Origin of the sequence: Corallococcus interemptor, from assembly GCF_003668875.1 — a bacterium.
GTDB classification, from domain to species: Bacteria; Myxococcota; Myxococcia; order Myxococcales; family Myxococcaceae; genus Corallococcus; species Corallococcus interemptor.
The window spans coordinates 1-26,037 of the sequence record NZ_RAWM01000067.1; the positions used below are offsets into that span (position 1 = coordinate 1).

Sequence of the window (26,037 nt, forward strand, 5' to 3'; positions counted from 1 at the left end):
GGGGTTCGCGGGGGTGGCGCTGCTCAACCTGGGTGGGGACATGGGAGGCGGAGGCGTGGCGGCGCTGGCGGTGGTGGTGGCGCCCATGGCGTGGGCCTTCGGGTCGGTGTGGAGCCGGAGGCTGCCGATGGCCGCGGGGTTGATGACGCCGGCGACGCAGATGTTGAGCGCGGGCGTGATGATGATGGGGGTGAGTTTCGGGTTGGGGGAGCGGATGGCGGACGTGGTGCCCGCGCGCGCGCTGGCGTCGTTCGTGTATCTGGTGGTGTTCGGTTCGCTGGTGGCGTTCAGCGCGTACGGGTACCTGCTGAGGCACGCACGGCCGGCGCTCGCGACGAGCTACGCGTACGTGAACCCGGCGGTGGCGGTGCTCCTGGGAGTGGTGTTCGCGGGAGAGACGCTGGGCCCCCTGACCTGGGCGGCGATGGGCGCCATCCTGGTCGCGGTGATGCTGCTGGCGCGAGGAAGGCGTTGAGCCGGCTTTAGCGCCCGCAGCGGCTGAGCTTGGAGACGCACAACGTCAGGGCATTGGCGAAGCCGTGGGCGTAACAGCTCTCGTGCCAGGACTGGGCGATGAGCGGATCATTGACCTGGGTGGGCACGCGGGTCATCTGGAAGAAGCCTCGTTGCTCGCCGCCATGGAGCTGGGGACCATCGCGGTCCTCGTAGTTGCGGGCGTAGTTCTCGAAGGTGATGCGGTCCGCGCCGCTCTCCGCGACCACGCCGCCCCAGTGATACTCCCACACCGGTTCGCAGTAGACGGGCGGAGGGATGGGCGCTGCCGGGCGGGGAGCGACCTCGTCCCGCATCCGCATCCAGTTGCGGTGCTGGGCGTCCTGATAGCGCTCCATGGCGCCCACGGAGTAGGTCTGGAACGCGTCGCCCACGCGCGGGTTCGCATGGGAGTTGAGGCCCAGCCGGAAGAGCAGCTGCTCGTAGCGTGCGCCCAGCGTGGCCGCGTTGAGGTTGACGCCGTTGAGGGTCATGGCGGCGTTGGCGCGGACGCGGTTCACCAACCGGCCGTAGTTGCGGCCAATGGGGCCATAGAAGCCCGCGAGCGCCGCCATCTGGGCCGGAGGGGTGTTGGCGCCCACCAGCGCGTTCTGCAATCCCACCTGGTAGTCGTTGACCGCGCGCTGCCGGGCCGCGGCGGCGTTGGGGCCCTCGCCCTGTCCATGGAAGAGGAACGTGGTGATGAGCACCGCCAGCCGGAAGGGGATGTCGCCATGGGTCGGGTAGGCATGGGCCCATCCTCCGAGCTGCCAGCGCGGGAGGTTGAGGAAGAGCTGATTGCCGGACGGGTTGAGCCTCACGGTGCGCCGCGAGTCCTGCTGCTCCCCCATGACCTTGCCGGAGATTTCGTTGCAGTTCTGCGACACGGGGGGATCGAACAGCCCGTCCTCGGACATGGCCACCTGGAACAGCCGCTTGGGTCCCGGACCGCTCAGGAAGGGCAGGCAGCCTGGCTGCGCGGGGGGACCGACTTCGAGGTAGCGGGGCCCGGGGACCTTGGCGATCCGGTAGTTGGAGCCCGCGGAACGCAGCGCGCGGTTGCACCGGTCGATGGCGCGGTCGGTGGCGAAGAAGTGCTTGGCCTGCTCGTGGCGGGGATTGGTGTCCTCGACGGCGAGCTCGTTGTCATCCGAGAACCGGAGCGCGACCTGGTTGTGGGCGCGCACCATGACGTTCGCCGTGCCGGCATCGATGAGGAAGCTGTCGGGGTTCGTCTTCGGGTAGGGCTGGGGCCGCAGGCCGTCCCGCTGCGTCTCGAAGGTGGCGTTGTGGAGGTTGACGTGCTGGGCGCCGAACTGGGCGTTCGGGACGACGTGGTACGCCTGAAGCGCGGGAGTGGGCGAGGTCCCCCGGCCCGCGCCCGTCCAGCAGTCACGCGCACCCGACAGGGCCCGTGCCGCCAGGGCCTCGGCCTCTGCTTCGAGGGCTCCATCCACGAGCAGCCCGGCCCCACCGTTTCCGTGAGGGACGCGCCCCGCGCGCTGTTGCAGCACATGCACCAGTTCGTGCGCGAGGATCCGGCCGCCGCGAGCCAGGTCGTGTTCCAGGGTTCCCGGAGCGAAGAGGATCCGCTCGCCCCAGCACAGGGCCTGTGCTCCCAGCCTCGCGACGAGGGGATGCTCGTGCAGGCGAACGGCGCTCAGGTCGGCCCCGAAGGCGCGCTCGAACCGGGCACGCAGCCGCGGTGGGAGTGCCTGTCCCCCAGCGCAGGCCTGCGCCAGGAGCGAGGGGGAGATCCAACCGTGCCGAGCGTCCAAGGTCCGTGCTCCCATGTATCAGGCGTGTCTCGTGAAGTGTCTTGTTACACCAGGGCGCACAGCACACGCGAGCGCGGCCATGGTCCTTGGAATCCAGGTGACTCCTTCAAGCATGGACATCGCCGGAGCTGGAGGAGGCAATAGAGTCCGGCGCGTGCGTCCCGTGACGAGTCTCTGGGTGGTGGGTGCGTTGCTCACGGCGTGTACCGGGGGTTCACGGCATTCCCGGCACGGAGACCTGGGGTTCGTGGATTCGGAGACGGCCGGCAAGGCACGGCACGCGGCCTACGTGGCGGAGCAGGCCTCCGCGAGGGCCGCGACCCTGGCCATGGCCTCCCCGTTGGTTCGGGCCATTCCGCCGGCCGTGCTCGCGCTGATGCAACAGGACCACGACGCGGATGAACTGGAGAAGCAGCTCACCGCCTGCGCGGTGCAAGCCGAGCAGGTGGGGAACGCACGCTACTTCCATGGCCGGCCTCCGACGCGGCAGGAGTGCGCCGAGGTGGTGGAGCAGGACCGCTGTGGCAACCCGGTCACCCGGGCCATGTTCCTGGGCAAGCAGAAGCATGTGCTCGCGCTGGCATGCGCGGAGCAGGTGCTGAAGAAGCTGTGGCCCGCGCCCTTCAGCATCGAGCAGCGCTACCGCTACTACCCCCATGCCCGGATGGTGGAGAGCATCAGCAAGGACAAGGAAGCGCGGCTCATCGCCGATGGCTGCACCGATGAACTCCGGGGCACCATCAAGCCGGACATCGTGCTCCACGAGGACCGCAGCCTCCTGCTGAAGTCCGTGCTCACGCTGGACTTCAAGTTCCCGTGCCCGGACACAAACGGGCCCACCTGGGCGAGGTATGACACAGGCTCCTACGCCGGCAGGTCCCAGCGAACCGTCTACGAGGAAGCCCTGGGAGGGCAGGCCTTGCTCATTTCGCCTCGTACAGGCGTAAAGGAGGTGAAACCATGATCAGGGAATACCCTGTCATCCGCCTGTGGTCGAAAGGCTCGCCCCCGCTCCCCGCGGCTCGCGATGGCATTGGCCTCAGCTTCTTCATCCACCGCGATCACACGGAGATCGCGCCCGCTGTATGGCGTGCGCTGCAGGCCTATCTTCGAGCCATTCCTCCGGGCTCGCTGGGTTGGTACGGCACGGATGACGGCGACATCCTGGAGCTTGATGACAAGGGCTGGGAGGTGGTTCGCCAACAGATGCTCGAGCGCCCCTGGGGATACAGCGGGAACGCGAGCCTGTCGGAGAGCCCCGGCGGAGGTGAAGTCTCCAGCGGCTACATCTTCGAGTACGAAGGCCATCCGCTTGATACGCCGTTCGGCAAGGCACCCATCAACTCGGTGTCATTCACGTTTCCCACGGACTACCTCTTGGGAAATGGTGCGGCCCATCTCCGCGCACTGACGCTGGAGCTCGCTCGCGAGCTTCCGTTCAACTTCGGATACGCCAGCTTCGCCATCACCTCGTCCCATGGCATGTCGGGCGCGGCGAAGTGGGACCACGTCGAGGACCTCCTCACTCGCTATCCGGGCCTGGACCTCCACCACGGCACCGGGTTCCACTCCATCCTCGGCGCCCGAGCCCTGGCCCCCGCCTGGCTCACGTTCTTGGGCCAGCCCCTGCTGGGACAGCTGGGCGGCATCGCCGCGCTCCGGAAAGTGCTTCCGTTCCCGGAAGTCTCACTGCTCCCCATGGACGGAGACCGCGTGCTCATCACGTTGGACGACTGGCCGGACCCCATCGACACGCAGGAAAAGGCCATCCCTCCCCAGTACCGCGCGCTGGCCCGCCTGATGGAGCCCTTCCTCTTCAGGTACGAAGGCGAAGAGACAGAGCTCCCTCTCTACCAGCAGGACACGAACCGGTGGATCCGCCGGTTCCTCCAACCCTGATGGCAGTTCGACAGCGCATGAGTCTCTGGGTCGCCTGTGCCCTGCTGACGGCATGTGCCGGTGGCTCACGGCATTCCCGGCACGGAGAGCTGGGGTTCGTGGATTCAGAGACCGCCGGGAAGGCACGGTACGCGGCCTACGTGGCGGAGCAGGCATCCACGAGGGCCGCGGCATCGACCCTGGTTCGTGCGGCGCCCGTCCTGATGGGCATGATGCAGCAGGAGCACGACGCGGACGAACTGGAGAAGGGACTCGCCGCCTGCGCGGCGCAAGCCGAGCAGGTGGGGAACGCACGCTACTTCCACGACCGGCCTCCGACGCGGCAGGAGTGCGCCGAGGTTGTCGAGAAGGACCGCTGCGGCAATCCCGTGACCCGAGCCATGTTCCTGGGCAGGCAGAAGCACGTGCTCGCCCTTCAGTGCGCGGAGCAGGTGTTGAAGAAGCTGTGGCCCGCGCCCTTCAGCATCGAGCAGCGCTACCGCTACTACCCGAACGCCCGGATGGTGGAGAGCATCAGCAAGGAGAAGGAAGCGCGGCTCATCACCGATGGCTGCACCGAAGAACTCCGGGGCACCATCAAGCCGGACATCGTTCTTCACGAGAGCCGCACCCAGCTGCTGAAGGCCGTGCTCACGCTGGACTTCAAGTTCCCGTGCCCCGACAGCAACCTGCCAAAGTGGGCGCTGTATGGCCCCGGCAGTCCCTACGTCGGCAAGAACCAGGGTGAAGTTTATGAAGCCGCACTGGGCGGACCGGCTCTGCTCATCTCACCAGGCAATGGAGTGAAGCCGCCATGAGTGACGCATTTCCAGTCATCCAGCTGCGCGCCAGGAAAGGCTGGCTCGCCGGCCGGGATGGCGTTGTCATCTCCTTCTTCATCCATCGGAACCCCGAGGATTTCGCGCCTGCCGCATGGCGCGCCCTGCAGGTCTACCTTCAAGCCATTCCCCCCGGAACGTTGAGCTGGTACCCGGACGACGACGGCGAGATGGCTCCACTCGATGACACCGGCTTGGATTACATCCGGAGGTGTCTGCTGGAGTCGCCCTGGAACGGCCTCCGCCCCATTGAGCTCTTGGAAACCCCGAGCGAGGCTGGCGGCTACCACTTTGAGTACTACGGGAGGCGGCTCGGGGATCCCATTCTCAAGGACCCCATCGGCTCGGTGTCGTTCTCGTTCCCGACTGAGTACCTCAAAAAGCACGGAGCTTCACACCTGCGAGCCCTTGCGCTCCAACTGGGTCACGAGCTGCCTTTCAACTTCGGCTACGTCAGCTTCGCCATCGTCTCCCCCCAAGGCTTGTTCAGCTCAGGCGACTGGACCATCACCGAGGCACTCCTCGCCCGGTACCCGGGGCTGGACGCATACAACAACAGGCAGCTCAGCTCAGTCATCGGCACGCATGCCCTGGCACCCGCCTGGCTCACGTTCCTGGGCCAGCCTCTGCTGGGACAGCTGGGCGGCATCGCCGCGCTCCGGAAAGTGCTTCCGTTCCCGGAAGTCTCACTGCATCCCATGGACGGGGACCGCATGCTCGTCACGCTGGACGACTGGCCGGACCCCATCGACACGCAGGAAAAGCCCATTCCCCCCCAGTACCGTGCACTGGCCCGCCTGATGGAGCCCTTCCTCTTCCAGTACGAAGGCGAAGAGAAAGAGCTCCCTCTCTACCAGCAGGACATGAACCGGTGGATCCGCCGATTCCTTCAACCCTGATGGCAGTTCGACAGCGCATGAGTCTCTGGGTCGCCTGTGCCCTGCTAACGGCATGTGCCAGTGGCTCTCGGCATTCCCGGCACGGGGAGCTGGGGTTCGTGGATTCAGAGACCGCCGGGAAGGCACGGTACGCGGCCTACGTGGCGGAGCAGGCGTCCACGAGGGCCGCGGCCTCGACCCTGGTCCGTGCGGCGCCCGTCCTGATTGGCTTGATGCAGCAGGAGCACGACGCGGACGAACTGGAGAAGGGACTCGCCGCGTGCGCGGTGCAAGCCGAGCACTTGGGGAACGCACGCTACTTCCACGACCGGCCTCCGACGCGGCAGGAGTGCGCCGAGGTTGTTGAGAAGGACCGCTGCGGCAATCCCGTGACCCGAGCCATGTTCCTGGGCAGGCAGAAGCACGTGCTTGCCCTGGCGTGTGCGGAGCAGGTGCTGAAGAAGTTGTGGCCCGCGCCCTTCAGCATCGAGCAGCGCTACCGTTACTATCCGAACGCCCGGATGGTGGAGAGCATCAGCAAGGAGAAGGAAGCGCGGCTCCTCGCCGATGGCTGCACCGACGAACTCCGGGGCACCATCAAGCCGGACATCGTGCTTCACGAAAACCGCACCCAGCTGCTGAAGTCCGTGCTCACGCTGGACTTCAAGTTCCCGTGCCCGAGCAGCAACCTGCCACAGTGGACTCGCTATGGTAGCAGCAGCCCATACGCAGACAGTTTTCAAAACAATATCTACGAAAGAGCATTGGGCGGCCGGGCCCTGCTCATCTCGCCCACCCAGGGAGTCGTGCCACCGTGAACGAGACCTATCCAATCATCAGGCTTCGAGGCAGGAACGATTGGCTCGCGGCACGGGACGGCATTGTCTTTTCCTATTTCATCCATCGTGATTACTCGGAGGTCGGCTCAGCGGTCTGGCGCGCGATCGAGGCCTACCTTCGCGTCATTCCGCCCGGCTCACTCAATTGGTACACGTCAGCGGACGGCGACATGGTCCCACTCGACGACGAAGGATGGGAACACAACCGTGAGGAGGTGGCTGGACGCACCGGTGGCGGCGGCAGGACCGCTGAGTTGAGGGAAAGCCCCAGTGAAACCGGCGGCTATCAGGTCGAATACTACGGACGACGGCTCGACAGCCCCTTTCATGATGCTCCCATTACCACCTTGGCGTTCACGTTCCCCACGGAGTACCTCGTGGAGCACGGCGTGGCCCGCCTTCGCACCCTGGCGCTCGAGCTGGCTCGTGAGCTGCCCTTCAACTTCGGTTACGCCAGCTTCGCCCTTGTTTCGACACAAGGCTCTTGGGCCGCAGGCGATTGGAACATCACCGAAGCGCTCCTCGCTCGCTATCCCGGCCTGGATGCGCCTCATGCCACGAGATTCAGTTCCATCCTCGGAACCCGGGCCCTGGCACCCGCCTGGCTCACGTTCCTCGGTCAGCCCCTGCTGGGCCGGCTGGGCGGCATCGCCGCGCTCCGCAACGCGCTCCCCTTCCCCGAGGTCTCCCTGCTTCCCATGGACGGAGACCGCGTGCTCGTCACGCTGGACGAATGGCCAGACCCCATCGACACGCAGGAAAAGGCCATCCCTCCCCAGTACCGCGCGCTGGCCCGCCTGATGGAGCCCTTCCTCTTCCAGCACGAAGCGGAGGGACTGTCCCTCCATGAGAGCGACACGAACCGGTGGATCCGCCGGTTCCTCTAGCTCGGCGTGCGCGAGGACTCCGTCGGCGTCGCCGCCTGGGCCTCCGTGCGCCGGGGCAGCCAGACGTTGAAGGTGGAGCCCTGGCCCACCTTCCCCGTGGACTCCGCCCAGATGCGGCCGCCGTGCTGCTCCACGATGCCCTGGCTGATGGTGAGCCCCAGCCCCAGGCCTCCGTACTTGCTGCCGTGCGCGCGGCCGAAGCGCTCGAAGATGAGCCGCTGCTTCTCGCTGGGGATGCCCACGCCCTGGTCCTTCACGGACAGGTGCACGCCGCTGTCGCCCTCGGCCGCCAGGCGCACCAGCACCTGGCCACCCTCCGGCGAATAGCGGATGGCGTTGGACAACAGGTTCGTCAGCACCTGGTCCAACCGCCCCCGGTCCCACGTGCCTTCCAGGTGCTCGGGGACCTCCACCTTCAGCTCGTGCGTCTGCGACAGCACCGCCATGCGGTCCCGCGTCTCCAGCACCAGCTGCGACAAATCAAACGGCTCCAGCTCCAGGGACAGGCGGCCCGCCTGCAGCCGGCTGATGTCCAGCAGGTCCTCCACCAGCTTCGCCATGCGGTCGATCTGCCGGTTGATGATCTGCAGCGACTTGCCCGGGCCGGCCTCCGTCTGCCCGCCCAGCTTCAGGAGCGCCAGGTGCGCGTGGCCCTTCGCCGCGGCCAGCGGCGTGCGCAACTCGTGGCTCGCGGCGGCGAGGAACGCGTCCTTCGCCTCGCTCGCCAGCCGCAGCGCCGTCTCCGCGCGCTGGCGCTCGGTGATGTCGCGCGCCACGGAGATGAAGCGGCCGGGGCCCTCCTTTTCCGCCACGTACTGGAGCACCACCTCCACCGGCACCTCCGTGCCGTCGCGGCGGCGGTGGTTGGTGGAGTACGTCTGCGACGGCAGCGTGCCGGACATCAGCGGCGCCAGCAGCTTGCGGAAGCCCGTCTCGTCGAAGGCGCCCTCCACCTCCAGCACCGACAGGCCGACCAGCTCCTCCACGGAGGAGGACAGCTGCTTGGCCGCGCCCGCGTTCGCGTACGCGAGCGTGAGCGTGTCCGGGGTGAACATCAGGACGCAGTCCAGCGTGGCGTCCAGCGTCGTCTTGAAGCGGGCCAGCGCCTCCTCCGCGCGCCGCTTGTCGTCGATGTCCGTGGCGATGGCCAGCCAGCCCACCAGCGCCCCGTGCTCGTCGTGCTCGGGCACCGCGCGCGCCAGGTGCCAGCGGTAGACGCCGTCCTTGCGCCGCAGCCGGAACTCCTGCGTGCTGCCATGCACCTGCTCCAGCCCGTCGCTCCACACCACGCGCATGCGCTCGCGGTCCGCCGGGTGCACGTCCTGGAGGAAGGAGGAGAGCGACAGCTCATACCCCTCCTGGTGGCCGGTGTACTCCCGCCAGGCCCGGTTGGCGTACGTCAGCGCTCCGTCCGCGCGGGCCGCCCACATGGGCTCCGGCAGGGCCTCCGTGAGCCGGCGGTAGCGCAGCGCGCTCTGGCGCTCCAGGGCCTCTCGGTCGCGCTGGCGCAGGAGGGCCGCCTGGCGCTGGAGCTGCTGCTCCTTGAGGAACAGGTCCACGAAGACGCTGACCTTCGAGCGGAGGATTTCCGGGTCGAAGGGCTTGAGCAGGTAGTCCACCGCGCCGTGCGCGTAGCCCTTGAAGACATGCGCCGCGTCACGGCTGAGCGCGGTGAGGAAGATGATGGGGATGGTGCGCGTGCGCTCGCGCTGCTTGATGAGCGCCGCCGTCTGGAACCCGTCCAGCCCCGGCATCTGCACGTCCATCAGGATGACCGCGAAGTCGCGCTGCAACAGCTGCTTGAGCGCCTCCTCGCCGCTGGTGGCCTTCACCAGGTCCTGGCCCAGGGGCTCGAGGATGGCCTCCAGCGCCAGGAGGTTGGCCGGATGGTCGTCCACCATCAGGATGGCCGCGCGCGGCGACGCGGCGGCTTCCTGGGGACGTTCCGGAGTGTGCTCAGTGGAGTTCATGTGCGCAGTGGGGGAGCGCGTGGGTCAGGGGACCCGAGACACGGCGAACAAGGCTAGGTCCGCCCCCTTCCAGACGGAAGTGCAAAGGGGGCGGGAGGGTGGATCGCCCTCGTTGAGTATCAAGCACTCACCCAGAGCCGGACCAGTTCCAACAGCTTGTCGGTGTCCACCGGCTTGGGCAGGTAGTCACTCGCGCCGGCGGCCATGCACTTCTCCCGGTCGTCCTTCAGCGCCTTCGCGGTGACGGCGATGATGGGCAGGCTGGCGTACTTGGGGTCCTTGCGGATGGCACGCATGGTCTCATAGCCATCCATCTCCGGCATCATCACGTCCATCAACACGACGTCCACGTCGGGGTGCTGGCCGAGCATTTCAATGGCGGCCCGCCCGTTCTCCGCGAAGACGACCTGCATGCTGTGATTTTCCAGCACGCTGGTGAGCGCGAAGATGTTTCGCATGTCGTCATCCACCAGCAGCACCTTCTTGCCGGCCAGCGGTGCGTCCTGGTCGTTGCGCTGCGCCAGGGCCGCCCGTGCGCGCGCCGGGAGGTTCTCATCCAGGCGGTGCAGGAAGAGCGCCGTGTCGCTGAGCAGCTGGTCCGGGCTCTTCGCGCCGCTCTTCAGGATGACGCTGCCGGTGTAGCGCCGCAGGCGGGACTCGTCCTTGGGCGTCAATTCACGGCCGGTGTAGACGACGATGGGCAGGTCGCGGAAGCGCTGCTGCGTCTTCACCTCCTCCACCAGCTTGATGCCGTCCATGTCGGGCAACAGCAGGTCGATGACGAGGCAGTCGTACTCGTTCTCCTCCAGCTTCTGGAGGGCCTCCTGGCCGGACGCCACCGCGGTGACGACGACGTCGCCGCCATCGCTGAGCAGCTGGGTGAGGCTGCTGCGCTGCACGTCGTCGTCTTCAATGACGAGCAGGCGGCGCTCGCGGCGCTCCAGGAAGCGCGACAGCTGGCCGAAGACGCGCTCCAGGCCCTCCTTGCTCACGGGCTTGGTCAGGTAGCCGAACGCGCCCTGGGTGTTGCCCAGGTGCTTGTCCATCACGCTGATGATGTGGACGGGGATGTGGCGCGTGCGCGGGTTGCGCTTGAGGCGGTCCAGCACGCTCCAGCCGTCCACCACGGGCAGCTGGATGTCCAGGGTGATGGCGTCCGGCTGGTACTCGTGCGCCATGGACAGGCCGCTGTCCCCGCGCGTGGCGACCAGGGCCTTGAAGCCCTTCTCGCGCGCCATCTGGACCATGATGCGGGCGAACTTCAGGTCGTCCTCGATGATGAGCAGGGTGCGGTCACCCTCGCGGATGAGGTCGCGGTCGTCCTCCACCACGACGGGCGTGTGCGCGCCCTCCACCTGCGGGGGCAGCGCGGCGTCCAGCACGTGGGCCTGCGGCTCCAGCACGGGAGGAGGCGTGGAGGCCAGCGGCGGCGGCGTGGCGGTGCTGGAGACGGGCGAGGTGATGAGCGGCTCCGGCAGGGCCCCCAGCGCGCGGCTGGAGGTCTCCGAGCCCTGGGACACATCGTCATCCGCGCCCTGGTACTCCGGCGGCAGGTAGAGGGTGAACGTGCTGCCCTTGCCCGGCTCGCTCTCCAGGCGGATTTCGCCGCCCAGCAGCTTGGCGATTTCGCGGCTGATGGACAGGCCCAGGCCGGTGCCGCCGTACTTGCGCGCGGTGGAGCCGTCCGCCTGCTGGAACGCCTCGAAGATGATGCGCTGCTTGTCCTTGGCGATGCCGATGCCGGTGTCCTTCACCGCGAAGGCCAGCACGTTGCGCGAGCGGCGCAGCGTCTCGTGGTCGAAGCGGATGCCCTTGTCCGCCTGGCGCACGGTGAGCTTCACGCCGCCCTCGTCCGTGAACTTGAAGGCGTTGGAGAGCAGGTTCTTGAGCACCTGCTGCAGCCGCTGCGGGTCCGTGCGCACGTGGCGCGGCGTGCCCGGGAGCACCTCCACCTGGAAGGTGAGGCCCTTCTGGTCCGCCACCGGACGGAAGCTGCGCTCGATGAACTGGTTGAGCTCCGTGAGGACGATGTCCCGGGGCTCCACCTGCATCTTGCCCGCCTCCACCTTGGACAGGTCGAGGATTTCGTTGATGAGGCTGAGCAGGTCCCCGCCGGACGCGTAGATGGTGTTGGCGTACTCCACCTGCTTGGTGGAGAGGTTGCCGTCCTTGTTGTCCGACAGGAGCTTCGCGAGGATGAGCAGCGAGTTGAGCGGCGTGCGCAGCTCGTGGCTCATGTTGGCCAGGAACTCGCTCTTGTACTTGGAGATGATGGTGAGCTGCTCCGCCTTCTCCTCCAGGCTGACGCGCGCCAGCTCCACCTCGCGGTTCTTCTCCTCCACGCGGGTGTTCTGGTCCGCCAGCTCCTTCGCCTTGTCCTCCAGCTCGATGTTGGTGCGCTTGAGCTCGTCCTGCTGCTGGGTCAGCTCGCGCGACTGGCTCTGGAGCTCCTGGGTCAGGCGCTGCGACTCGGAGAGCAGCGTCTCCGTGCGCATGTTCGCCATGATCATGTTGAGCACCACGCCGATGCTCTCCGTCAGCTGATCCAGGAAGATTTGATGGATGGCGCTGAACGGGTGGAACGAGGCCAGCTCGATGACGGCCTTCACCTCGCCCTCGAAGAGGACGGGCAGGACGATGATGTTGAGCGGCGCGGACTCACCCAGCCCGGAGGAGATGGTGATGTAGTCCGACGGCACGCGCGTCAGCAGGATGGTCTTCTTCTCCAGCGCGCACTGCCCCACCAGGCCCTCGCCCAGGCGGAAGCGGTTCGCCAGGTGCTTGCGCTCCCGGTACGCGTAGGTGCTGGTGAGCTTGAGGGACGGCATGCCGCCCTCGGGGTCACTGAGGAAGAAGGCGCCGTGGTGCGCGGACACCAGCGGGGTCAGCTCGCTCATGATGAGGCGGCTGACGGCGTCCAGGGACTTCTGGCCCTGCATCATGCCGCTGAACTTCGCCAGGTTCGTCTTGAGCCAGTCCTGCTCCTGGTTCTTCTGCGTGGTCTCACGCAGGTTGACGATCATCTGGTTGATGTTGTCCTTCAGCGCCGCGACCTCGCCTTCGGCGACGACCGTGATGCTGCGGGTCAGGTCGCCCTTGGTCACGGCGGTGGCCACGTCGGAGATGGCGCGCAGCTGGCTGGTGAGCGTACCGGCCAGCTGGTTCACGTTGTCCGTCAGCTGCCGCCACGTGCCGCGCGCGCCGGGCACGCGGGCCTGGCCGCCCAGCTTTCCTTCGATACCCACCTCGCGGGCCACCGTGGAGACCTGCTCCGCGAAGGTGCCCAGCGTGTCGGTCATGTTGTTGATGGTGTCCGCGAGCGCCGCCACTTCGCCCTTCGCGTCCACGATGAGCTTCTGGGTCAGGTCGCCGTTGGCCACCGCCGTCACCACGCGCACGATGCCGCGCACCTGGGTGGTGAGGTTGGAGGCCATGAAGTTCACGTTGTCCGTGAGGTCCTTCCACGTGCCGGCCACACCGGGCACGCGGGCCTGGCCGCCCAGCTTCCCTTCCACGCCCACCTCGCGGGCCACCGTGGAGACCTGCTCCGCGAAGATGCCCAGCGTGTCGGTCATGTTGTTGATGGTCTCCGCCAGGGCGGCCACTTCGCCCTTCGCGTCCACCACCAGCTTCTGCTTGAGGTCGCCGTTGGCGACCGCGGTCACCACCTTCACGATGCCGCGCACCTGCGTCGTGAGGTTGCGGGCCATGAAGTTCACGTTGTCCGTGAGGTCCTTCCACGTGCCGGACACGCCCTTCACCTCCGCCTGACCGCCCAGCTTTCCTTCCGCGCCCACTTCGCGCGCCACGCGGGTCACTTCCGAAGCGAAGCTGTTCAGCTGATCCACCATCGTGTTGATGGTGTTCTTCAGCTCCAGGATTTCGCCCTTCGCGTCGACGGTGATCTTCTTGGACAGGTCACCGTTCGCGACGGCCGTCGTCACCAGCGCGATGTTGCGCACCTGGCTGGTGAGGTTGGACGCCATGCTGTTCACGTTGTCCGTGAGGTCCTTCCACGTGCCGGCCACGCCGGGCACCGCGGCCTGACCACCCAGCTTGCCGTCCGTACCCACTTCCTTCGCGACGCGGGTCACTTCGGAGGCGAACGCGCGGAGCTGGTCCACCATCGTGTTGATGGTGCTCTTGAGCTCCAGGATTTCGCCCTTCGCCTCCACGGAGATCTTCTGCGACAGGTCGCCGTAGGCCACCGCCGTGGTCACCTTGGCGATGTTGCGCACCTGGTCCGTGAGGTTCGCGGCCAGGACGTTCACGTTGTCCGTGAGGTCCTTCCACACGCCCGCGACGCCGGGCACCGCGGCCTGGCCGCCCAGCTTGCCCTCCGTACCCACTTCCTTACCGACGCGGGTGACTTCCGAAGCGAAGGCGCGCAGCTGGTCCACCATCGTGTTGATGGTGTTCTTCAGCTCCAGCACCTCGCCCTTCACGCTCACGGTGATCTTCTGGGACAGGTCGCCGTTCGCGACCGCCGTCGTGACCTTGGCGATGTTGCGCACCTGGTCCGTGAGGTTGCCGGCGAGGACGTTCACATTGTCCGTGAGGTCCTTCCACACGCCGGACACGCCCTTCACGTCGGCCTGGCCGCCCAGCTTGCCTTCCGTACCGACTTCCTTCGCGACGCGCGTCACTTCCGCGGCGAACGCGCGGAGCTGGTCCACCATCGTGTTGATGGTGCTCTTCAGCTCGAGGACTTCGCCCTTCGCGTCGACGGTGATCTTCTTGGACAGGTCGCCGTTCGCGACCGCCGTCGTGACCTCCGCGATGTTTCGCACCTGGGCCGTGAGGTTGTTGGCCAGCAGGTTCACGTTGTTCGTGAGGTCCTTCCACGTGCCGGCCACTCCAGGCACTTCCGCCTGGGCGCCCAGCTTGCCCTCGACGCCCACCGTGCGCGCGACGTCCGTCACCTGCTGTGCGAAGACGGACAGCGTCTGGGTCATCGCGTTGATGGTGTCCGCGAGCGCGGCGATCTCGCCCTTGGCCTCCATCACCAGCTTCTGGGACAGGTCGCCGTCGGCCACCGCCGTCACCACCTTGACGATGCCGCGCACCTGGGTGGTGAGGTTGAAGGCCATGCTGTTCACGTTGTCCGTGAGGTCCTTCCACACGCCGGACACGCCCTTCACGTCGGCCTGGCCGCCCAGCTTGCCGTCCGTGCCCACTTCCTTCGCGACGCGCGTCACTTCCGCGGCGAACGCGCGGAGCTGGTCCACCATCGTGTTGATGGTGCTCTTGAGCTCCAGGACTTCGCCCTTCGCGTCGACGGTGATCTTGCGGGACAGGTCGCCCTTCGCGACCGCCGTCGTCACCTCGGCGATGTTACGGACCTGGTCCGTCAGGTTGTTCGCCAGGAGGTTCACGTTGTTCGTGAGGTCCTTCCAGGTGCCCGCGACGCCCGGCACCACGGCCTGGGCGCCCAGCTTGCCCTCCACGCCCACCGTGCGCGCGACGTCCGTCACCTGCTGCGCGAAGATGGAGAGCGTCTGGGTCATCGCGTTGATGGTGTCCGCGAGCTCCGCGACCTCGCCCTTGGCCTCCATCTTCAGGCGCTGGGTGAGGTCGCCGTTCGCGACCGCCGTCACCACCTTGGCGATGCCTCGCACCTGCGTCGTGAGGTTGGACGCCATGAAGTTCACGTTGTCCGTGAGGTCCTTCCACGTGCCGGACACGCCCTTCACTTCCGCCTGACCGCCCAGCTTGCCGTGCGTGCCCACCTCGCGGGCCACACGGGTCACTTCCGAGGCGAAGCTGTTGAGCTGGTCCACCATCGTGTTGATGGTGTTCTTCAGCTCCAGGATTTCGCCGCGAGCGTCGACGGTGATCTTCTTGGACAGGTCACCGGTGGCCACCGCCGTCGTCACCAGGGCGATGTTGCGCACCTGGGTGGTGAGGTTGGAGGCCATGCTGTTCACGTTGTCCGTGAGGTCCTTCCACGTGCCGCCGACCCCCGGCACCGCGGCCTGACCGCCCAGCTTGCCGTCCGTACCCACTTCCTTCGCGACGCGGGTCACTTCCGCTGCGAAGGCGCGGAGCTGGTCCACCATCGTGTTGATGGTGCTCTTGAGCTCCAGGACCTCACCCTTCACGTCCACGGTGATCTTGCGGGACAGGTCACCGTTCGCGACCGCGGTGGAGACCTCCGCGATGTTGCGCACCTGGCTGGTGAGGTTGGACGCCATCAGGTTCACGTTGTCCGTGAGGTCCTTCCACGTCCCCGCGGCGCCGGGCACCTGGGCCTGGGCGCCCAGCTTGCCCTCCACGCCCACCGTGCGCGCGACGCTGGTCACCTGCTGCGCGAACACGTTGAGCGTGTCCGTCATGTTGTTCAGCGTGGCGCCCAGCGCGGCGATTTCACCCTGCGACGGCACCATCAGCTTCTGGGTGAGGTCGCCGTTGGCGACCGCCGTCACCACCTTCACGATGCCGCGCACCTGCGTCGTGAGGTTGGACGCCATGAAGTTCACGTTGTCCGTGAGGTCCTTCCACGTGCCGGACACGCCGGACACCGCGGCCTGACCGCCCAGCTTTCCTTCCGTACCCACTTCGCGCGCGACGCGGGTCACTTCGGAGGCGAAGCTGTTGAGCTGATCCACCATCGTGTTGATGGTGCTCTTGAGCTCCAGAACCTCGCCCTTCACGTCCACGGTGATCTTGCGGGACAGGTCGCCGCGGGCCACCGCCGTCGTGACCTCCGCGATGTTTCGCACCTGCGCGGTGAGGTTGCCGGCGAGGACGTTCACGTTGTCCGTGAGGTCCTTCCACACGCCGGACACGCCCTTCACGTCGGCCTGGCCGCCCAGCTTTCCTTCGGTGCCCACCTCCTTCGCGACGCGCGTCACTTCCGCGGCGAAGCTGTTGAGCTGATCCACCATCGCGTTCACGGTGGTGCCGATGCGGAGGAACTCGCCCTTCACGGGCTGGCCGTCGATTTCGAGGGCCATCTTCTGGGTGAGGTCGCCTTCGGCCACCGCCACCAGCACGCGCGCGACTTCCGTGGTGGGCTGCACCAGGTCGCCGATGAGGGCGTTGATGGACTGGACGCTGGTGGCCCAGTCGCCGCGCACGTCGCCCAGGCCCACGCGCTCGCCCATGCGGCCCTCGCGGCCGACGACGCGCTCCACGCGGACGATTTCGTGGGTGAGCGTGGAGTTGAGCGTCACCACCGCGTTGAACGCGCGGGCGATCTCATCCATGACCACGTCCTGCGCGCCCGAGGGCAGCCGCACGGAGAAGTCACCGCCCTGCACGGCCCGGAGCGCCGCCAGCAGCTGCTGGAGCGGAGGAGGACCGCCGGGGCGCAGGTCGTCCGAGGAGGAGCGGCTGTTGCCGTTGCGGCCACGAGCAGGAGTTCGGCGGGCGGGTTCGGCGCGCGTCGCCTCCACGTCGCTCAGCCGGTTGGCCGCGACATTGCCCTGCGACCGGGTGGCTGGAAGGCCAGCGTCCTGGCCTGCGGCGGCCCCGGCCGTCTTTCGGCCATTGGTGCGCTTGCGGGGAGCGGAGGAGCTGGAAGCCTTGGTGTCGTCCACGAGTGAAACCCCTGATCGGCGAAAGCGTTGCGACCGGTACTGCGAAACCGGCCCGCGATCCCAGGAACGTCCAATGAGTTCGCGGGTTTGTCGAATGTAAAGCCGGGGTGGAGAGGCCCTGGGTGTCAGGCACTGAACGTCGTGCCCGCACGTGAACCCCACCAACCCCGGAAGCCCCGGTTCAGCGAGTCACCGGCCCAGGGCGGAACCTCCCCATAACAGGTTCAAGGGGGTGAGGCGGTGCACGGGAAGCCATCACACCCCTGCACGTACAGCGCCCGCCCCGAGAGCCTTCGGGCAGGCGTGCGCGTGCGAGCAGGCACGGTCTCACGGGCGCCGGTGCGGACATCGAAGCGCAGCGAGGACGGCCCGCCACAGGCCAGCAGGACCTGATCCGCGGTGTCGAGCCACCACAGGAACTCCACGGTGCACGGGGCTTCCGCGCGCACGAGCTCCAGGGTGCGGGCGTCGTAGACGATGACGCCGCCGCCCCACTCCACCGCCGCCAGCACGCCGCCGGGGCCGATGGACAGACGGCCTCCAGGCCCTGGCAGCTGGGTCTGGGCCAGCACCTTGCCGTCCGGCGCGATGGAGACGAGCAGCCCGGTGGCATCCAGGGCGAGGACCCCGCCCGCGTGGCCGATCAGCCACTCCGGCGGAGCGATGTCGCCCACCGGCTGGAGCGCGCCGTCGCGCTCGCGCAGCAGGTGGCCTCCGGCGGCGGCCCACAGGCGGCGCTCGCCGTCGAAGGCGAGCGCGGTGGCGCCGGCGATCTCCAGGCGCGAGTGCGAACCGTCCTCGCCGCAGATGGCAATGACGCGGGGCCCGAACACCGCGGCGCGCGAAGCATCCGGCGCCACGGCCCAGCCCAGCCGCGTGGCCCCTTCCAGCTGCCGCGCCAGACAGTCATTGAGCGCGCCCAGGTGCGCGTCCCCGGCGGGTGAGGCGATGAGGTACGGCAGGCTGGTGGTGGAGACGTAGAGCAGCAGGCCCAGGCCCGCGGCGATGACGAGCGTGAGCGGCCAGGCACGGGCGCTCACGCTTCGCGCCAGGCGCATGCTCTTGCGGCCCGCGGCCAGATGCCCTTCCCGTCCGCTCACGCACGCGCCTCCCTGGACCGGAGGACAGCACAGAAATGGCGCGAAGACCGCTCGGCGCGTCACGAATGCCCGCCTGCTGGACACCCCGCAGCTGGCCCATGCCCTGCAATCCGTGGAGGGCATGCCTTTCTCATGGCGTTTCCGTCGGCGGATGCGGCTCGTGGGCCTCGGACTGTGCGTGCCCGGCCTCATGTTCGTGGGGCTCCTGGCCGCGCTGGAGCGTGTTCGAGCCGGACGCCTCCATGACGGTGGAGCCCGTGTGGCCCTGGACCGCCGTGACGACCGTCGCACGCGTCCTCACGTCGAAGCCTGGCGACAGACAATGGCGTTCTGGATGGACGCTCGGCGCGAACATCCCGAGTGCTTCGTGGATCAACTCCAGCCGCGCCGGGACGGTTTGCTGCGCCGCATGCGTGAAGCCGGCGCGCGTGCGTGCAACCCCTGCCCCGGGTGCTTCGTCCCATGAATGACCTGCGAGCTGCCGGCCTGCCATGTGCCGGGTGGATCCAAAGGGTTGCCCTGTCCGCTGAAGCACACAGCTTTAGGCCTCCAGCGACGGGAAAGGGTTCCAGACATGCGACGCTCCATCGGCACTGCGGCACTGGCTTTCAGCTTCCTCCTCTCCACCAGCGCGTTTGCCCAGCAGGTAGGCGACGGGTCGAGCCCCGGGACGACCCCTGGCTCCTCGGGCGGCTCGCCCGAGATGATCAACAGCGGGCAGACGGGCTCCGCCAACTCCACCGGCACGGTCTCTCCTGGCACCACCAACTCCACGGGCGTGGAGACGGGTAACACCGCCACCGGCACGGGCGGATCTGGCTCCGGCGTGACGACGACCCCGGGCACCACCGGCACCGGCACCACCGGCGGCAGCACTTCCGGCACCGGCGGCACCGGGACCAGCGGCATCGGCACGGGCTCCGGCACCACCGGCTCCAGCTCGGACACCTTCGGCACCGGGAGCACCGCGCCGTCCACCGGCACGAGCACCGGCACCTACGGTGGGTCCGGCACCAACACGGGCACCGTGGACGGTGACAACTCCGGTAGCTCCGGCACGATTGGCGGCTCGGGCAGCACCGGTACCATTGGCGGCTCGGGCACCGGCACCACGGGCTCCACCGCTCCCGGCACCGAGTCCAACGGCTCGACCGTCATCAACCCGGGCGGCACCGGCACGGGCGGCACCAGCGGCACGACCGGCACGGGCGGCGTCGGCGGCACCGGCACCAGCGGCTCCGGCGGCACCATGGGCGGCGTCGGCGGCACCGGCACCAGCGGCTCCAATGGGTCGTCCGCGGGCACCATCGGCCAGTAGCCTGGATGCCTCGCGATGACAGCCACGGCCGCCAGTCCTTCACTGGCGGCCGTCGCCGTGTCTGGCTTTACTTCGGCGCGTCCAGACAGGCCATGGCCCGGCCCACGTACTCCATGAGCTGGGGGTCACGGCCCTGGCGCTGCGCCACCTGCGGCTCCTGCTGGTGCAGCGTCTGGAGCGACCTCTCGATGCCGGGGTTGCCGCCCGTGAAGGCGCGGACCAGCTCGCGCCAGCGCGTGGCCAGGGCTCGCACCGGCTCGGACGCGGGGTCGGCGCCCTGTTCCATCTGCTCGCGCATGCTCGCGATGAGGCGGGGCCACTCGGCCTCCACTTCCTTGATGGCGTCGTCGCCCATCGCCTGGCGGCGGGCCTCCAGTTCCTTCAGCTGCTCCGGGGTGTAGTACTTCTCGAACATGGTCATGGCCTCGATGGTCTGTAGGAAGTCGTCGGCGGAGACGGGCTCCGCCGCTCTCAGCTGCCGTGCGAGGGAATCCAGGCGGTCGCAGAGCTGACGCTGTTCCGCCAGCTGCTCCCGGGCCCGCTGGAGCCGCAGCTCCACCACGCGCAGGGCGGAGAAGTCCGCCCGGCCCAGCGTCTCGGAAATCTCCTCCAGCGAGAACCCGAGCTGCTTGAGCGACAGGATGTGACTCAGGCGGGCGATGTCCGCCGCCGTGTACAGCCGGTGCCCCGACTCCGTGTGCGCCGAGGGCTTGAGCAGTCCAATCTCGTCGTAGTGATGCAGCGCGCGGATGGACAGCCCCGTGCGCCGGGCCAGCTCTCCCACCTTCAGCTCCGTGTGCTGCATGCCTCACCCCTTTCCAGCCACGGCCTTCCTCGTGACTGGATGTGATGGGTACAACCTCACGTTGCGTGAGGTTCAAGTGGGAAAACGCACGCAGGAGTTGCTAGGGTCCTTGCACACGCGAACGGCGATGACCGCCGGTGGTGACGCGCACCCTTGAGGAGACCTGTCCTGATGACTCCGCCCCTTGTCGTCGCGGCCCTGTCCGCCACGCGGGCGCTCATCCGCTGAGCCGGTCGTAGCAGCACCGTCGTCCGTCGCAGCGCGAGCCCTGCTTCCTTTTCCGCCCGGCGCCCCGGAGTACCCTCCCACGCGCCCGTGGCATCGCTCTGCCCGGAGTTCCTCAAGTGTCACTCGAAATCCTCGGTTGGGGTCCCGACCTCGACGTCTCCCTGTCGTCTCTCGTCTCGCAGTCGTCATCCAACAACCTCGTCCCCGGGCGCGTCGTGCGTCAGCAGCGGGGACTGCTCACCGTGCAGACCGCCGGCGCGGCCTTCCTCGCGCGCGCCTCGGGACGCCTCCTCCATCAGGCCCAGGGCGTGGAGGCCCTGCCCACCGTGGGAGACTGGGTCCTCTTGCAACCGCCCGCGTCCGGTGACGGCGAGGCGCTGATGCACGCCGTGCTCCCCCGCCGCAGCCTCCTGAAGCGGCGCGAGGCGGGCAGCGAACACGACGCCCAGCTCATCGCCGCGAACGTGGACGTGGTGTTCCTCGTCACCGGACTGGATGGCAACTTCAACCCCCGCCGCATCGAGCGCGCCCTCACGGTCGCCTGGAGCAGCGGCGCCACGCCCGTCGTGCTCCTCAGCAAGGCGGACCTCGCGGACGACGCGGCCGCACGCGTCCTGGAGGTGGAGGCCCTGTCCCCCGGCGTGGACGTGCTCGCGGTGAGCGCACGCACGGGCCTGGGCGTGGAGGAGGTGCGCGCGCGGCTTCCTCCCGGCAAGACGGGCGTGCTGCTGGGCTCGTCCGGTGTGGGCAAGTCCACGCTCACCAACCGGCTGTTGGACGACGCACGGCTCGCCACCCAGCCCGTGCTGGCGGAGGGCGACCGGGGCCAGCACACCACCACGCACCGCGAGCTGTTCGTGCTGGAGCACGGCGGCCTCATCATCGACGGGCCCGGCATGCGCGAGCTGGGCCTGTGGGGCGACGATGACGAGGGATTGGCCCAGGCCTTCGCGGACGTGCTCACGCTGGCCGCCGGGTGCCGCTTCAACGACTGCGGCCACCAGCGTGAGCCGGGCTGCGCGGTGCGGGCGGCGGTGGAGGACGGCACGCTCTCCGAGGAGCGGCGCGCGAGCTTCGAGAAGCTCCAGCGCGAGCAGGCCTTCCAGCGCCGTCAGACGGACGCCGTCGCGCAGCGGGAGCACAAGCGGCTGGAGCGGAACCGGTCCAAGGAGGGGCCGGCGCGGGCGCGCTTGAAGCGCGGCGAATAGACAGACATCCCGGGCGCGGCGCGTGAAGGGCCGCGCCGCGTCCGGGCGTATTTCAGAGACCGGGGCTCGACTCCGGGACGGAGCCGGGCGGCGGCAGTGGCGGCGGGGTCGGGGTCTCGGGCATCGGGACCTCGCCCTCCTCCGGCGCGCGGACCGGCGTCTCCGAGCCCGGGCCCTCACCCAAATCGTGGCGCGGATTGACGTTCTGGGACCCCGACGCGCAGGAGTACGCCACGGTGCGCGAGCCCACCAGCAGCGTGGGCACCAGCAGGCCAATGGCGGCGCAGTTGCCCAGCTCCTCGTCGGTCCGGTTGCTGCCCCCGCACACCGCCGACCCGATGAAGGCTCCCGCCACCGCGAGGCCCGCCTGGATGAGGAAGTCGCTCGGCGTCGCCCGGCTCTGGGCCCACGCGATGCCGTTCTTGCACTCGCTGCCCGGGGGGCTGGACACGGGCACCAGGCCCGCCGCCGTGAACCACTGCCGGTCCTGTTGGACCTTGGGCTCCGGCCGCAGGTTCGTGACGATGCTCGTCCGATAGCAGCCCGTCTGCCCCAGCAGCAGCGCCGCCATGGACGCCGCCACCGCATGTGCCTTCCGCATTGATGCCCCCATCCCGGTGAGTGACCGCACGCACCCGCGTTCAGGCCCCGTGCCTAGCCTGAACGCGGGGGTCACCGGAAGAGGGCGGCGCTAACGGCGGCGCTTCGCCGCGACAGGCAGCCCTTCGAACGCGGTCTCCACCATGCCTCGCAGCGTGGCTTCATCCATGCCTGCCTTGCCCACGGCCTCCAGCCCCCGCTGGACGGCGAGCAGCATGGCGCCCAGCTTGCGCGGATCCGCGTGGGGCGCGAGGTCCCCGTGCGCCCGGGCCTGCTCCAGGCAGCGCACGAACGCGTCCTCCAGCGCCCGGAAGGTCTCCAGGGCCCGGTCCGCCACCTGGGCGTCCTGCGCCGCCAGCTCCGACGTGCCGCGCGACAGCAGACACCCCCGCCGGTTCGCGGGCGCCGCGGACCCGGTGGCGGTGCCCAGCAGGTGCTGACGCAGCCGCTCCAGCGCCCCGGCGTCCGGCCCCTCCAGCGCCTTCTTCACCGACTCCACGGAGCCCACGCAGTACGCGTCGAACACCTTCAGGAAGAGCTGATGCTTGTCGCCAAAGGCGCCGTAGAGGCTGCCCTTGCCCAGCCCCGTGGCCTGCATCAGGTCATCCATGGACGTCGCCGCGTACCCCTTGTTCCAGAACTGGTCGCGCGCCGCCCGCAGCACCTGCGCTTCATCGAATGTCCGAGGCCGAGCCATACCCGGAAAATAAAAGTTATTGACCGCTCGGTCCACCATTCTTAGATATGGACCATAAAGTCCATAACTCCTCGCCAGGGCGGGGGCGGACCAAGGGAGCGGCACCATGGGCAGGCTCGACGGGAAGGTCGCGGTCGTCACGGGTGGAACCACGGGCATCGGCTTCGCGACGGCGAAGCGCTTCGCGCAGGAGGGGGCGAAGGTGTTCCTCATGAGCCGCCGGCAGGCGGAGGTGGACCGGGCGGTGCAGGAGATTGGCCACGGCGTGGTGGGCGTGCGCGGGGACGTGTCCGTGATGGCGGACCTGGACCGGTTCTACGCGCGGGTGAAGGAGGACGCGGGGCACGTGGACGTGGTGTTCGCCAACGCGGGCCTGGGCGAGTTCGTGGCGCTGGACGCCATCACGGAGGCGCACTTCGACAAGACGTTCAACGTCAACGTGAAGGGCACGCTGTTCACGGTGCAGAAGGCGCTGCCGCTCTTGAAGGACGGCGGCTCGGTCATCCTGACGGGCTCCACGGCGGGCTCGGACGGCTCGGCGGCGTTCAGCGTCTACGCGGCGACGAAGGCGGCCGTGCGCTCGTTCGCGCGCACCTGGGCCACGGACCTGAAGGGGCGGCGCATCCGGGTGAACACGCTCAGCCCGGGCCCCATCGACACGCCGGGACTCAACGGGCTGGTGGCCGGCGCGTTGGGGGAGAAGCAGATCAAGGACTACCTCACCAGCCTCATCCCGCTGGGCCGCATGGGGCAGCCGGACGAGGTGGCGAAGGCGGCGCTGTTCCTCGCCTCGGACGACAGCAGCTTCGTCAACGGCGCGGAGCTCTTCGTGGATGGTGGCGCCGGGCAGGTCTGAAGCGGCGCGGGTGTCTCAGTCCGCCTTGCCGTCCGGGTTGGACGCGGCCAGCTTGCGCAGCTTCGCGGCGAAGGGGCTCTCGCCGTTCACCGGCAGCGGGCCACCGGCCATGCGCTGACGGCGGTCCATGGCGAGGGGGCCTTCAGGGGGGCCCTCCAGGGCTTCCTTCTCGAAGCGGTCCTGGCCGCTCAGCACGCGCCCCACGGGACGCGAACCACCGACGCGACGAAAGGGATCCACGGACATGGTGCCGACCTCCGGATGACACCCCGGTTCTACCGCGCTTCGGCCCCGGGTGCATCCCACCCGCTGGGGTCCTCCAGCGCGCCGCCGATGTGCCGCAGCACCCGGGCGGCCAGGTCCACGTCGATGAGGCGCGCGTCCCACGTGCAGGTCAGCGTCATGGCCTTGCCCGGCACCAGCGCGCCGCCCTCCACCACCGGGACGTCCCGCACCAGCCCGGGCGCCAGCAAGAGCGGCACGCGCGTGTAGGGCACCATCGCCACGAAGCCCCGCTCCAACCCCAGCGAGCCCAGGTTCGTCACCGCCACGGAGCCGAACGGGTCGAACGGCATCCCCACCTTGCGCAGGTCCACGTTCAGGCCGTACCAGACGAAGGACAACAGCCGCAGCGCGGGGCCCATCAACCATCCGGGCAACAGCGACGAGCGGCGCTTGCCCCGTTCAATCTCCACGTCCTCGCGCGCGCGGACCCGCGACACCCGCGACTCCATGGCGTCCGCCAGGTCCTCTAGCGACCTCTGGTCCGCGCGGTGCACGGTGGCGGTGGTCAGGTCCACGCGCGACGCGCCGCTCGCCGGCTGCACCACCAGCACGCAGACGCCCACGTCCTCGCGCAGCCAGGGACGCTGGCCGCGCAGCACGACATTGGCCTCCGGGTAGCGGCCGAGCGCGTCCGCCGCGGCCTTCGCCACCAGGTGCGTCACCGTCAGCCGGCGGCCGGTGCGCGTGCGGTGCGTGGCCATGAAGGCGAGCGCCGGCTCCATGCGGACCTCCAGCGACGCATAGGCGGTGGGGTCCCTGGGCGCGCGCCACGTCCCCAGCGCGAGCTTGCGCAGGGCACTGGCCGGGGGCGCGGAGTGGAGGTCCAGGTTCATGGAAGGTTTCTCAAGCCTTTGCACGGAGGACCGGCCGCGCGCAACCCGGCCGGGCTCCTGCTAGACATTGGCCGCATGAGCACCCTCGCCCTGGTCCTGTCCCTGGCCCTGCAGGCCTCGCCGCCCGCGAAGCCGCTGCCGAAACCCGCCGCGCAGGCCGCGCCCAGGAAGGCCCCCGCGGAGGACGTCGCCGCCGCCACCCAGGCGTGGCACGCCGAGCGGCTGCAGCGCCTGACGTCGCCGGACGGCTGGCTCACGCTGGTGGGGCTCACCTGGCTGAAGGAGGGCGAGCAGACGGCCGGCTCCGCGCCCGGCAGCGCGGTGGTCCTGCCCGCGCCGGCGCCGTCCAGGGCGGGCACCTTCGTGCGCAAGGGTGACAGCGTGAGCTTCCAGCCCGCGCCCGGAGCGGCCTTCACGCTGGAGGGCAAGCCCTTCACGGGGGGGGCGCTGAAGACAGACGAAAAAGGCGCGCCGGACGTGCTGCGCCTGGGCAGCGTGAACTTCCAGGTCATCCGCCGCCAGGACCGGCTGGGCGTGCGCGTGAAGGATTCAGAGGCCGCCGCGCGCAAGCAGTTCCACGGCATCCCGCTGTATCCCGCCAGCGCGGACTGGAAGGTGGAGGCGCGGCTGGTGCCGGATGAAAAGCCGCGCATGCTCAGCGTGCCCACGGTGCTGGGCTACTCGGAGGAGATGAAGTCCGCCGGCACGCTCGTCTTCACGGTGGCGGGCAAGGAGTACCGGCTGATGCCCGTGGCGGAGGACGGCTCGGACGAGCTGTTCATCATCTTCGGCGATGAGACGAACCGCGACGCCACCTATGGCGCGGGCCGCTTCCTCGAAGCGCCGCTGCCGGACAAGGACGGGCGCGTCGTGCTGGACTTCAACCGCGCCTACAATCCGCCGTGCGCCTTCACGCGCTTCGCCACCTGCCCGCTGCCTCCGCGCGGCAACCGCCTGGCCGTGCGCGTGGAGGCCGGTGAGAAGCGCGCGGGAGACCACTGAGCC

Annotated in this window: 21 protein-coding genes; 11 read left to right on the forward strand and 10 right to left on the reverse strand. The window is 68.7% G+C overall.

Annotation, left to right across the window (positions count from 1 at the left end; all coding sequences use genetic code 11):
* Positions 1 to 475, forward strand: a 475-nt coding sequence (locus tag D7X96_RS22880) for an EamA family transporter (protein ID WP_147468372.1), incomplete at its 5' end; no start/stop codon positions are given.
* A gap of 7 nt (positions 476 to 482) precedes the next feature.
* Here D7X96_RS22880 and D7X96_RS22885 read toward each other — a convergent pair.
* The gene (locus tag D7X96_RS22885) at positions 483 to 2,270 is read right to left on the reverse strand and encodes an eCIS core domain-containing protein (RefSeq protein WP_158626614.1); all 1,788 of its coding nucleotides are present in this window, start codon (positions 2,268 to 2,270) and stop codon (positions 483 to 485) included.
* Between the two features lie 247 nt (positions 2,271 to 2,517).
* Between D7X96_RS22885 and D7X96_RS22890 the strand changes: the two genes are divergently transcribed.
* From D7X96_RS22890 to D7X96_RS22915, 6 genes are all read left to right on the forward strand, one after another.
* A complete protein-coding gene (locus D7X96_RS22890) occupies positions 2,518 to 3,234 on the forward strand; it encodes a hypothetical protein (protein WP_121770713.1) in 717 nt (238 codons plus the stop codon).
* Positions 3,231 to 4,169, forward strand: a complete 939-nt coding sequence (locus D7X96_RS22895) for a type VI immunity family protein (RefSeq protein ID WP_244219689.1) — start codon at positions 3,231 to 3,233, stop codon at positions 4,167 to 4,169. Before D7X96_RS22890 ends, D7X96_RS22895 begins: the two co-directional genes overlap by 4 nt.
* A gap of 98 nt (positions 4,170 to 4,267) precedes the next feature.
* Positions 4,268 to 4,966, forward strand: coding sequence for a hypothetical protein (locus D7X96_RS22900; protein WP_244219690.1), 699 nt, complete (start codon positions 4,268 to 4,270; stop codon positions 4,964 to 4,966).
* Positions 4,963 to 5,886: a DUF3396 domain-containing protein gene (locus tag D7X96_RS22905; RefSeq protein ID WP_121770714.1), complete on the forward strand. Its 924-nt coding sequence runs from the start codon at positions 4,963 to 4,965 to the stop codon at positions 5,884 to 5,886. The genes D7X96_RS22900 and D7X96_RS22905 overlap by 4 nt, the downstream gene beginning before the upstream one ends.
* A 98-nt stretch (positions 5,887 to 5,984) precedes the next feature.
* Positions 5,985 to 6,683 carry a hypothetical protein gene (locus D7X96_RS22910; RefSeq protein ID WP_244219691.1) on the forward strand — a complete coding sequence of 233 codons (699 nt, stop codon included), beginning with the start codon at positions 5,985 to 5,987 and terminating at the stop codon, positions 6,681 to 6,683.
* Positions 6,680 to 7,591: a DUF3396 domain-containing protein gene (locus D7X96_RS22915; RefSeq protein ID WP_244219692.1), complete on the forward strand. Its 912-nt coding sequence runs from the start codon at positions 6,680 to 6,682 to the stop codon at positions 7,589 to 7,591. The genes D7X96_RS22910 and D7X96_RS22915 overlap by 4 nt, the downstream gene beginning before the upstream one ends.
* On the opposite strand, the gene D7X96_RS22920 is transcribed toward D7X96_RS22915, so the two are convergent.
* From D7X96_RS22920 to D7X96_RS40040, 4 genes are all read right to left on the reverse strand, one after another.
* Entirely contained in the window at positions 7,588 to 9,561 is a 1,974-nt protein-coding gene (locus tag D7X96_RS22920) for a hybrid sensor histidine kinase/response regulator (RefSeq protein ID WP_120547051.1), read from the reverse strand. The two genes, D7X96_RS22915 and D7X96_RS22920, sit on opposite strands and share 4 nt — an antisense overlap.
* 119 nt (positions 9,562 to 9,680) lie before the next feature.
* Positions 9,681 to 17,102 (reverse strand): HAMP domain-containing protein, encoded by a 7,422-nt coding sequence (locus tag D7X96_RS22925; RefSeq protein ID WP_121770715.1) that lies wholly within the window; start codon positions 17,100 to 17,102, stop codon positions 9,681 to 9,683.
* 224 nt (positions 17,103 to 17,326) lie between these two features.
* A complete protein-coding gene (locus D7X96_RS22930; RefSeq protein ID WP_120547053.1) occupies positions 17,327 to 18,202 on the reverse strand; it encodes a hypothetical protein in 876 nt (291 codons plus the stop codon).
* Positions 18,203 to 18,332: 130 nt separating this feature from the next.
* On the reverse strand, positions 18,333 to 18,503 hold the full coding sequence (locus D7X96_RS40040; RefSeq protein WP_158626615.1) for a hypothetical protein: 171 nt from the start codon (positions 18,501 to 18,503) through the stop codon (positions 18,333 to 18,335).
* Positions 18,504 to 18,776: 273 nt separating this feature from the next.
* On the opposite strand from D7X96_RS40040, the gene D7X96_RS22940 reads away from it, so the two are divergent.
* Positions 18,777 to 19,520 (forward strand): hypothetical protein, encoded by a 744-nt coding sequence (locus D7X96_RS22940; protein WP_147442657.1) that lies wholly within the window; start codon positions 18,777 to 18,779, stop codon positions 19,518 to 19,520.
* A 67-nt stretch (positions 19,521 to 19,587) separates the two neighbouring features.
* Here the strand turns inward: D7X96_RS22940 and D7X96_RS22945 are convergent, their stop codons facing one another.
* On the reverse strand, positions 19,588 to 20,325 hold the full coding sequence (locus D7X96_RS22945) for a MerR family transcriptional regulator (protein ID WP_120547056.1): 738 nt from the start codon (positions 20,323 to 20,325) through the stop codon (positions 19,588 to 19,590).
* A 344-nt stretch (positions 20,326 to 20,669) separates the two neighbouring features.
* Here D7X96_RS22945 and rsgA point away from each other — a divergent pair, with 344 nt between their 5' ends.
* Positions 20,670 to 21,761: a ribosome small subunit-dependent GTPase A gene (gene rsgA / locus D7X96_RS22950; protein ID WP_120547057.1), complete on the forward strand. Its 1,092-nt coding sequence runs from the start codon at positions 20,670 to 20,672 to the stop codon at positions 21,759 to 21,761.
* A 52-nt stretch (positions 21,762 to 21,813) separates the two neighbouring features.
* Here the strand turns inward: rsgA and D7X96_RS22955 are convergent, their stop codons facing one another.
* Both D7X96_RS22955 and D7X96_RS22960 read right to left on the reverse strand, forming a co-directional pair.
* Positions 21,814 to 22,362, reverse strand: a complete 549-nt coding sequence (locus tag D7X96_RS22955; protein WP_120547058.1) for a hypothetical protein — start codon at positions 22,360 to 22,362, stop codon at positions 21,814 to 21,816.
* 90 nt (positions 22,363 to 22,452) lie between these two features.
* The gene (locus D7X96_RS22960; protein WP_167510873.1) at positions 22,453 to 23,058 is read right to left on the reverse strand and encodes a TetR/AcrR family transcriptional regulator; all 606 of its coding nucleotides are present in this window, start codon (positions 23,056 to 23,058) and stop codon (positions 22,453 to 22,455) included.
* Between the two features lie 106 nt (positions 23,059 to 23,164).
* Here D7X96_RS22960 and D7X96_RS22965 point away from each other — a divergent pair, with 106 nt between their 5' ends.
* Positions 23,165 to 23,914, forward strand: a complete 750-nt coding sequence (locus D7X96_RS22965) for an SDR family NAD(P)-dependent oxidoreductase (protein ID WP_120547060.1) — start codon at positions 23,165 to 23,167, stop codon at positions 23,912 to 23,914.
* 15 nt (positions 23,915 to 23,929) lie between these two features.
* Here the strand turns inward: D7X96_RS22965 and D7X96_RS22970 are convergent, their stop codons facing one another.
* Positions 23,930 to 24,160, reverse strand: a complete 231-nt coding sequence (locus tag D7X96_RS22970) for a hypothetical protein (protein ID WP_120547061.1) — start codon at positions 24,158 to 24,160, stop codon at positions 23,930 to 23,932.
* A gap of 29 nt (positions 24,161 to 24,189) precedes the next feature.
* Positions 24,190 to 25,032: a 2-oxo acid dehydrogenase subunit E2 gene (locus D7X96_RS22975; protein WP_121722103.1), complete on the reverse strand. Its 843-nt coding sequence runs from the start codon at positions 25,030 to 25,032 to the stop codon at positions 24,190 to 24,192.
* A 75-nt stretch (positions 25,033 to 25,107) separates the two neighbouring features.
* Between D7X96_RS22975 and D7X96_RS22980 the strand changes: the two genes are divergently transcribed.
* A complete protein-coding gene (locus D7X96_RS22980; RefSeq protein WP_120547063.1) occupies positions 25,108 to 26,034 on the forward strand; it encodes a DUF1684 domain-containing protein in 927 nt (308 codons plus the stop codon).
* Positions 26,035 to 26,037: the final 3 nt, after the last annotated feature.

Bases quoted from the DNA above. Each gene is read 5' to 3' on its own strand.
- D7X96_RS22965 (WP_120547060.1), top strand. From the start codon at position 23,165: ATGGGCAGGCTCGACGGGAAGGTCGCGGTCGTCACGGGTGGAACCACG.
- D7X96_RS22980 (WP_120547063.1), top strand. From the start codon at position 25,108: ATGAGCACCCTCGCCCTGGTCCTGTCCCTGGCCCTGCAGGCCTCGCCG.
- D7X96_RS22960 (WP_167510873.1), bottom strand. From the start codon at position 23,058: ATGGCTCGGCCTCGGACATTCGATGAAGCGCAGGTGCTGCGGGCGGCG.
- D7X96_RS22895 (WP_244219689.1), top strand. From the start codon at position 3,231: ATGATCAGGGAATACCCTGTCATCCGCCTGTGGTCGAAAGGCTCGCCC.
- D7X96_RS22955 (WP_120547058.1), bottom strand. From the start codon at position 22,362: ATGCGGAAGGCACATGCGGTGGCGGCGTCCATGGCGGCGCTGCTGCTG.
- D7X96_RS22945 (WP_120547056.1), bottom strand. From the start codon at position 20,325: ATGCAGCACACGGAGCTGAAGGTGGGAGAGCTGGCCCGGCGCACGGGG.
- D7X96_RS22975 (WP_121722103.1), bottom strand. From the start codon at position 25,032: ATGAACCTGGACCTCCACTCCGCGCCCCCGGCCAGTGCCCTGCGCAAG.
- D7X96_RS22920 (WP_120547051.1), bottom strand. From the start codon at position 9,561: ATGAACTCCACTGAGCACACTCCGGAACGTCCCCAGGAAGCCGCCGCG.
- D7X96_RS22970 (WP_120547061.1), bottom strand. From the start codon at position 24,160: ATGTCCGTGGATCCCTTTCGTCGCGTCGGTGGTTCGCGTCCCGTGGGG.
- D7X96_RS22940 (WP_147442657.1), top strand. From the start codon at position 18,777: ATGCGACGCTCCATCGGCACTGCGGCACTGGCTTTCAGCTTCCTCCTC.
- D7X96_RS22905 (WP_121770714.1), top strand. From the start codon at position 4,963: ATGAGTGACGCATTTCCAGTCATCCAGCTGCGCGCCAGGAAAGGCTGG.